Source organism: Enterococcus canintestini (genome assembly GCF_001885735.1).
GTDB classification, from domain to species: Bacteria; Bacillota; Bacilli; order Lactobacillales; family Enterococcaceae; genus Enterococcus_C; species Enterococcus_C canintestini.
In genome coordinates this window covers 1-8006 of sequence record NZ_JXKG01000038.1, presented here as the reverse complement: position 1 = coordinate 8006, position 8006 = coordinate 1, and the positions used below count along the sequence as shown (strand labels likewise).

Genomic DNA, 8006 nt, shown 5'->3' with positions numbered 1-8006 from the left:
CTTTATTAGGATACATGCAGTATATCGGTTTTCATTTACAGAATGAGATAACAAATGAGTGCAATAAAAGAAGTATTACTACGAAAGCACAGACGATTATTACACAGGTTGAAGTAAGTTCGAATGATCCAGCTTTTCTTAATCCTACCAAGCCTATTGGAAAATTTTATACAAAAGAAGAAGGGAAAAATATATCTCAAAAATATGGACATACTATAAAAGAAGATGCTGGACGTGGCTATCGGCGAATGGTACCTTCTCCAAAGCCATTGGATATAGTTGAACTAGATACAATTAATTCATTATTTAGTGAGGGGAAAATTGTAATCGCTTGCGGTGGTGGTGGTATTCCAGTAATAAAAAATGAAGGGCGATATGAAGGAGTTGCTGCAGTTATTGATAAGGACTTTGCAAGTGCCCGATTAGCAGAATTACTGAATGCTGATTATTTAATTATCCTTACTGCTGTTCCAAATGTTTTTATCAATTATGGGAAAGAAAATCAAGAAGCTCTTCAAAATGTTACAGTTGAGAAACTAAGTAAATATATTGCTCAAAATCAGTTTAGCAAAGGTTCTATGTTACCTAAAGTTGAAGCAATCCTTAAATTTGTTGATTCAAGTAAACTAAGAGTGGGAATAATTACATCGATAGATTACTTAAATGAAGCTTTGCGTGGAGAAGAGGGGACGATAGTTGTAGGGAGTTGATGAAAGATGGAAAAGAAGAAATTTAAATCTCCAAATACTTATGTAATAATCTTCTTTATTTTAATTTTAGTTGCGATTTTAACATGGTTTATCCCGGGTGGAAAATATGAAATCAATGGAGCAGGCCAAAATATAGCGGGAACGTACCAAAGAATTTCAGCAAATCGACAAGGACTATGGGATGTTATTATGGCTCCAATTATTGGTATGGTTGGAAATGAAAAAATATCTGGGGCTATTACGATTTCATTAAATGTTATGTTATTCGGCGCATTTTTAGAAATGATGGATACTATTGGAGTTATTAATATTGCACTTAAGGGTATCGCATCAAAATATAAAGAAAAGACAGCAGTTTTGATAACGGTTCTTACATTCGTAATGGGAATATTTGGAACTGTTCAAGGTGCATATGAAGAAGGCTTTGTGTATTTATTGATGTTTCTTCCAATAATTTTGTCTCTTGAATTAGACACAATTACAGCACTGATGATTGTTATTTTTGGTACTCAAGCAGGTTGTGCATCATCTATAATAAATCCATTTTCAACAGGAATTGCATCTGGTATTGCTGGTATAAGTCCTGGTGAAGGAATTGTGTTTAGAGCGTTTGTTTTTGTAGTTTTATTATCTCTGGCTGCATTTTTCATTTGTCAATATGCAAAAAAGGTTCAAAAGAATCCTCAAAGTTCCCCACAGTATTATAGACTTCAACAAGACATTGAAGAATTTACTAGTACAGAAGGGAAACAAGAAGTAATGAATAGCCGCCAAAGAAAAGTATTTTATATTTTTTTGGCTACTTTTTCTATAATGATTATTTCTTTGATTCCATGGACGGCTTTAAATGAGAACTTTACATTTTTTGAAGAAGCTACCAATTGGTTGAATAATAATATTATTATTGGAACAATTATAGGTAATCATTTAGTGCCATTTGGAGATTGGTATTTCAATGAAATTAATGGTCTATTGATTATTATGACTTTCTTGGCTGGTTTTGTAATGAAATATGATGTTGATAAAATCATTAAAATCTTGATCAAAGGATCGGCTGCTTTAGTTTCTACAGCGTTTATCGTGCCTTTAGCACGAGGAATTCAAGTAATTATGACAGATGGGAATATTACCGCAACTGTATTAAATGCATGTGAAAAGACATTAGGTAGTTTGCCAACCTCAATTTTTGTAGTAGTTTGCTTCATTGTTTATATTGTTTTAGCTGTATTTATTCCTAGTTCAACAGGTTTAGCAGCGGCAACAATGTCGATTATGGCTCCACTAGCTATTTTTGCAGGGGTTAGTGAATCAACAATGGTCGTTATCTACAATTTTTCTTTAGGGTTAGTCAAAATAATTGCACCAACCTCAATTATTGTAATGACGTGCACCCAAGCTGTACATGTTGATTATGGTACATGGATAAAAGTTACTTCTAAGTATTTACTTATATTCTTTTTAGCGTGTGTGGGCTTATTACTATTAAATATTATAGTGCTTTCTTAAAAAATTAAACTATTATAAGGAGTGTTCGATTATGTCAGAAAACATTTTTGTAAGTAATGCAACAAATGTATTGAAAGAGGTTGTAGTATGTTCACCTAAATTTTATGTATTCAATGCCATTAATGAAATTACTAAATCTTGGATGGAAAAAGGTGAAACTGAGCAAAATGAACGTATGGTAGCTGAATGGCAAACTTTAGTAGATGCATACAAGGCTAATGAAGTAATTGTTCATGAAGTGGATGCATATAAAGAATTAGAAGTTCAAACTTTTGCACGTGACTTCGGTGCAATGGTTAAAGAAGGAGCAATCATTGGGAAATTTCGTCACCCTGCTCGTCAAAAAGAAACAGAAGTATATGAAGAAAAATTAAAAGAATTAGGCGTTCCAATCATTGCGCGTGTGAATGCAGGCTGTTTTGAAGGTGGCGATTTCTGGATGATTGACGAGCACACTCTTGCTTTTGGTTTAGTGGATAGAACAGATCAAGCTGGTGTTGATAATTTACGTGAACAGTTGGCAAAATATGGTTATACGGTTGTTGGCGTTCCTGTGCCGCCTGCTAATTTACATTTAGACATGGTTTTTAATATTGTTGCTGAAAAAATATGTATTGCTGCTACAGAACAATTACCTTATAACTTTATTCAAATGTTGAAACGTAGAAATTTTAAGATTATTGATGTTCCAAGTGAATTGGTATTTAAACATGGATGTAACGTTCAAGCATTAGGAAATGGTAAAGTGCTAGGAATTGAAAATAATAAATCTGTTAACGAAGCAATGGAAGCTGAAGGGCTCAAGGTAATTAAATTACCGTTAGAACAAATTCTAAAAGCTGGTGGTGGTCCTCACTGTATGACTTATCCAGTACGTCGTGCATAAAACTTTTATAAAAGAAGGGAGTGAAGAGCTCATAGTAATTTATTTACTTTGGGATAATATGAAAATAGTAATTTCTGATTATAAGGATTCTATGATGCCTACCCATGATGTTGAATTAGAAGTATTGAAAGAAGGATTAGGCGAAGATGTTGAAATAGTCATTTATGAATATATTGATGAAAAAAAAGAAGAATTTTATGAAATTATCAAAGATGCTGATGCTTTATTGACAGCTTTTATTCAATTTAATAAAGAAATGTTTGAACATGCGCCAAACATCAAAGTTATTTCAATAAATGCAACAGGATATGATAACGTTGATTTATCAGTAGCTAAAAGTCGTCACATAGGTGTTTGCCCTGTTGGCGAATATTGTACAATTGACGTTGCAGAATATACAATGTCATTAATCTTATCACTTGTCAAAAATCTGAAAATATATTCTTATGATGTAGAAAAAAATCATCAGTGGAGATATGAAGTTGGAGAAGAAAATAAGAGAATTCAAGATTTAACACTTGGAATATTTGGTTTTGGGAAAATAGGTAAAGCAGTAGCAAAAAGGGCTATTGCTTTAGGGATGCGGGTATTAGCTTGTGACCCATTTGTTGATAAAGAAGAAGCAGTTAAATTAGATGTTCAAATTGTTGACATTGAGCATTTGCTACAAGAAGCAGAGGTGATTACAAATCACATGAACTTGAATGAGAGTAATTATCAGTTCTTTGATTTAGACAAGTTTTCGCAAATGACTAAAAAACCATACTTTATTAATACGGGGCGCGGGGCATGTGTAGTAGAAGAAGATTTATCTAAAGCTTTAGCTTTAGGGTATATCAAAGGTGCAGGTTTTGATGTATTAAAAGACGAACATCCTGATTTAGCTCATCATGAATTAGTGAACAAGGACAATGTGATTATCACACCGCATGCAGCTTTTTATACAAGTTCATCAATTGCGGAATTACAACGTATATCAACGCAAAATATTGTTTACTATCTGACTAACCAAAAAAACAAAGTATTTAAATTAGTTAGTGACTAGGATGGTATTGATACTGTATCGAAGTATATTCATTATTTTGTAAACTTCAATACAGTATTTTTAGTATTGAGTTGATTGTAATTGGAAAAAATATACAAAATAAATTAAAATATGATACAAAGGATGGTTTGAAGTTTATATATGCATCTCCTGGGGGAATTATTCTTTTGATTTGCTTATTAGAGGACCCAATAAAGGTAGTCGACTGTATAGTTTTGCGAACACTGGACAGAAACGCACAAAGAGTCAATAATTAGTGATTTTCCCCGAGCAATTTAACACTTTTAGATAAGCTTTTGCTATTTTCCCATCATATTGGATAGAAACTTCATCGTTTTTTCTTTTGAATTGGCCTGATAAACAACTGTAAAATCAGCACAGATTTCTTTGAGATTTTTGATGCGTACTTTATAAGCGATGTTATGGTGGATAGGGACACAACACTGTTGGTATTTTTCTTTAAGGTATAGCGGGGGCGTGTGTCTTTCACCCTTTTTAAGCTATTTGTGATGAAGAGCAATATATTTTGAACCCCTCTGGAGTAGATGCTCTGTAGTATAGTATCTCATTCCAAATGAGGTCGATTTAGTTTCATAATTACAGAGCTATATAATATTGGGGAAAGAATAGTGAGTTACTTTTCTATAAGTAAAATTAACTAAAAAAGTTTTGAAATGTAAGGCATATTATGATGTATCTCTATACAAAAATTGCAATAAAAACAGTGTTAAAATCAAACCATACTAGTAGAGATGTTTTTTAGGATTAGGTTTCCCTGTACATTTCTAGAATACATAGACACATCTCTTTAAGTAATATCAATTCAGTTTGATAATAACTTCAGCGAAAACTAGCTAGGAGTGTATCTTCGCTTTGAAACTACGATAGTAAATATTATGTAATAATTCTATAGTTAGGAGAGAAAGGAATTGGATTTTGACAAAAAATTTTTTTGGGAAATTACTGACTTGAGTTGTTTTGTAGAATCTGAGCGTCTCAGTAATGGTAATAATAGTATATTAAATGAGTATGACAAAGTAGTAATTAATAGAGTAAAAAACTTATGTGAAGAAGCTAAAGAATCCATCAATCACATTAATGACAGCAATTTTAAACAAACACTTTTGCATCTGATAAAGCTGGATGCTAAAATATCGAGTTATTTATTCTTTTTAATATATAACGAATTTATAGACTATCAAAGATTAGATCAGTTCGTAGAAAGGGATAGCCTAGACGACTATTATGTTGGACTAACTTTTCAAGAGAACTTAAATATTTATAAGCTAATCGATTATCGATTATCAATATACGAATAAAACAACTGATTATATTTTTCATATATTAAAGATATCTTAAACGGATAGTTAAGTTAGTATATAGTTTATTTGGTCATTAATAAATTCAGTGATGTGCGATAAGAAATCTTATCCTGTTGTTTGAGTGATTTGAGAGCTAATTTTAGAAGAAAAGTAATTTTTAGAATTGCCTTCATCGCTTAGAAGATCTAATAAGTTTATATATGTTGGTTGCTTGATGCAACTAAAGCCAAACTTCAATTGGAAATATTCCATCTATACGGACACGACTAAAGTCGCAAGTATTCTCAGTTATTTTAGAAATGGTTTCAAAAGAATACTCACTATCTTTATGTAGTTTTAACTAATGTGAAAAATGTAGCAGGAGAAAATGATGAAGAAATATTCTTTTTATTGAGATAAATTACTATTTTAAGTGCAACATCAATCAAAAATAAAAGTCCACGTGACTCTTTGATAAAATGTGAGTGACAAAACTAACATTTACAAGGAGAACACATGAACTACCATCATCTTAACATAGAAGAAAGAATAGTTATATTGCAACTATCTGTTTCGGGAGTATCCATTAGAGAAATAGCTAAGCAACTAGATAGGAGTCCAAGTACTATTTCTCGAGAACTAAAGCGAAATAGTTATAAGACTGAGGGAAATGATTCTGCGTCGCCTTATAACCCTGCTATAGCTCAAAAACGCTATATTTCCAATAAAAGCAGATGTGGAAGGAAAGCAATAACAGAAAAAGCTGTCTTACGTTACATCAAAACAAAAATTGAAGCACACTGGTCACCAGAACAGATCGCCAATCGATTAACCTCTGATGTCAAGTTACCTTCAACCACAACTATCTATCGAATGATCCATCAAAACCGTTCAGGAAATATTTTGATGAAAGATTTGAGAAGAAAGGGACATTTTCTAAGACCAGCTGAAACCCGAGGTAAGTTTAATGATGGAGGTAGATCCATTAAGAAAAGAGATAAAGCGGTATATAAAAGAATAGAAATAGGTCATTGGGAAGGGGATACTATCGAATCAGGGAGAAGAGATCATAAAAGAAAATCAAAATGTTGTTTCGTTACATTAGTAGAAAGAAAATCAAGAAATACCTAGCTATAAAAGTTCCAGATAGAACAGCTACAAATGTCACACCGGCCATTATCAATGCACTGAAAGAATATCCTCAAGAATTAGTAAGAACGATTACTTTTGATCGAGGAAAGGAGTTTTTTGGTTACTTAGAAATAGAATTTGCTCTTGGATGCAAAACATACTTCTGTGATCCTTATTGTGCATGGCAAAAAGGAACGAATGAAAATTCAAATGGATTACTTAGAGAATTTTATCCGAAAGGAATGGATCTATCAGAGGTGAAAGAAAACGAATTATCACATTATTTAGAATTGATGAATAATCGGCCTAGAAAATGTTTAGACTATTTAACACCTAATGAAGTTATCCACTCACATATGTTGCAATTAATTTGACAAATTATCTTGAAAAAATTATCCATATTGCAATGAAAAAGTATATATCATAAGTGTTCATAATTCCAACTTGATAGATAATACTTATGGAGTTATTTTTATCTTTTTCTTACTCACACTAAAGAATAATTATTGAAAGAGTCGATTTGAGTATGGTTGACAAGAATAACAAGGACCTAATATTTAGAAAAATAAGGAACAAGTATTGGAAGTGGAGCAACAGTCTTTGCAGTGAAAGATGGCGGAAGCTTGTCAGAAGACAAACTTCCGGTGTTAAAAGCAAAAGATGGTTATAAGGAGGCAAAATGGACACAACGCAACCAATTACAGCGGATGATACAGAATTTGTATCAAGTGCAACAAAACTGGAGGGTAAAACTGATACTGACAAGTATAAACCTGAAGGTTAAAAAGTGATGACAGAATTAAATAAAGAACCAGATGTATCTGAGGGAATAAAAAATAAAGATGGTTTACCCAGGGATTCTACGTTCACTCGGAAAGAAAAAGTAGATGTTGGCACACCTAGGAACAAAAAAGTTACTGTTGTAGTAACCCTATAAGGCTGGATCATTTGATGAAGTTGAAGTAGATGTTACGGTGACAGACAACCGTTCTGACGCTGATAAATATGAACCAATGCAGAGGGGACAGTTACATTACCAGACGGAGGTCAATACCATGGGACAGCTGATAAGAATGGTAATTTTACAGTTAAGGGTCCTAATTAGCGGCAGGGACAAAAGTGAAAGTAACTGCAACGGATGGATCTGGCAATACTAGTGAACTTACTAATGTATTTGTTTCTTCCAACGAAAAAGACAGTGGAAAAGATAATAGTAAAGATAATAAGTCTAATAATCAAGGCAACAATCGAGTCAAAAATCAATTCTTAAAACTTAACCTAAGGAGGGAGAGATTGATAGCAATATCGTTACTATTAGGGGCGGTTTAATCCTGTTAATAATTTTAGGGTTATTAGAGTATAAAAATCGAAGAAAAGAGAATGAATAGAAAATCAATTTCTTAAATTGGATAGATGTCAATAAAGTA

7 protein-coding genes and 2 pseudogenes are annotated in these 8006 nt (G+C 32.5%); all 9 read left to right on the top strand.

Translation table 11 applies throughout. The features are described 5' to 3' along the window. On the top strand, window positions 1–710 hold a 710-nt coding region (gene arcC / locus RU96_RS12420), incomplete at its 5' end, for a carbamate kinase (RefSeq protein ID WP_143350976.1). Window positions 711–716: 6 nt separating this feature from the next. After that, entirely contained in the window at window positions 717–2216 is a 1500-nt protein-coding gene (locus tag RU96_RS12415; protein WP_071865792.1) for a YfcC family protein, read from the top strand. 31 nt (window positions 2217–2247) lie between these two features. Then, window positions 2248–3102, top strand: coding sequence for a dimethylarginine dimethylaminohydrolase family protein (locus RU96_RS12410; protein WP_071865791.1), 855 nt, complete (start codon window positions 2248–2250; stop codon window positions 3100–3102). 58 nt (window positions 3103–3160) lie between these two features. After that, entirely contained in the window at window positions 3161–4147 is a 987-nt protein-coding gene (locus RU96_RS12405) for an NAD(P)-dependent oxidoreductase (protein ID WP_071865794.1), read from the top strand. A gap of 929 nt (window positions 4148–5076) precedes the next feature. After that, entirely contained in the window at window positions 5077–5466 is a 390-nt protein-coding gene (locus RU96_RS12400) for a DUF7006 family protein (protein ID WP_071865790.1), read from the top strand. A 498-nt stretch (window positions 5467–5964) separates the two neighbouring features. Further along, a pseudogene (locus tag RU96_RS13595) lies at window positions 5965–6953 on the top strand (IS30 family transposase). Window positions 6954–7148: 195 nt separating this feature from the next. After that, a pseudogene (locus RU96_RS13590) lies at window positions 7149–7607 on the top strand (Rib/alpha-like domain-containing protein); the annotation flags it as partial. Between the two features lie 91 nt (window positions 7608–7698). Beyond that, the gene (locus tag RU96_RS13450) at window positions 7699–7908 is read left to right on the top strand and encodes a hypothetical protein (RefSeq protein ID WP_282956623.1); all 210 of its coding nucleotides are present in this window, start codon (window positions 7699–7701) and stop codon (window positions 7906–7908) included. After that, window positions 7872–7967, top strand: a complete 96-nt coding sequence (locus RU96_RS13500) for a hypothetical protein (RefSeq protein ID WP_346190132.1) — start codon at window positions 7872–7874, stop codon at window positions 7965–7967. Before RU96_RS13450 ends, RU96_RS13500 begins: the two co-directional genes overlap by 37 nt. The last annotated feature ends 39 nt before the right edge of the window (window positions 7968–8006 follow it).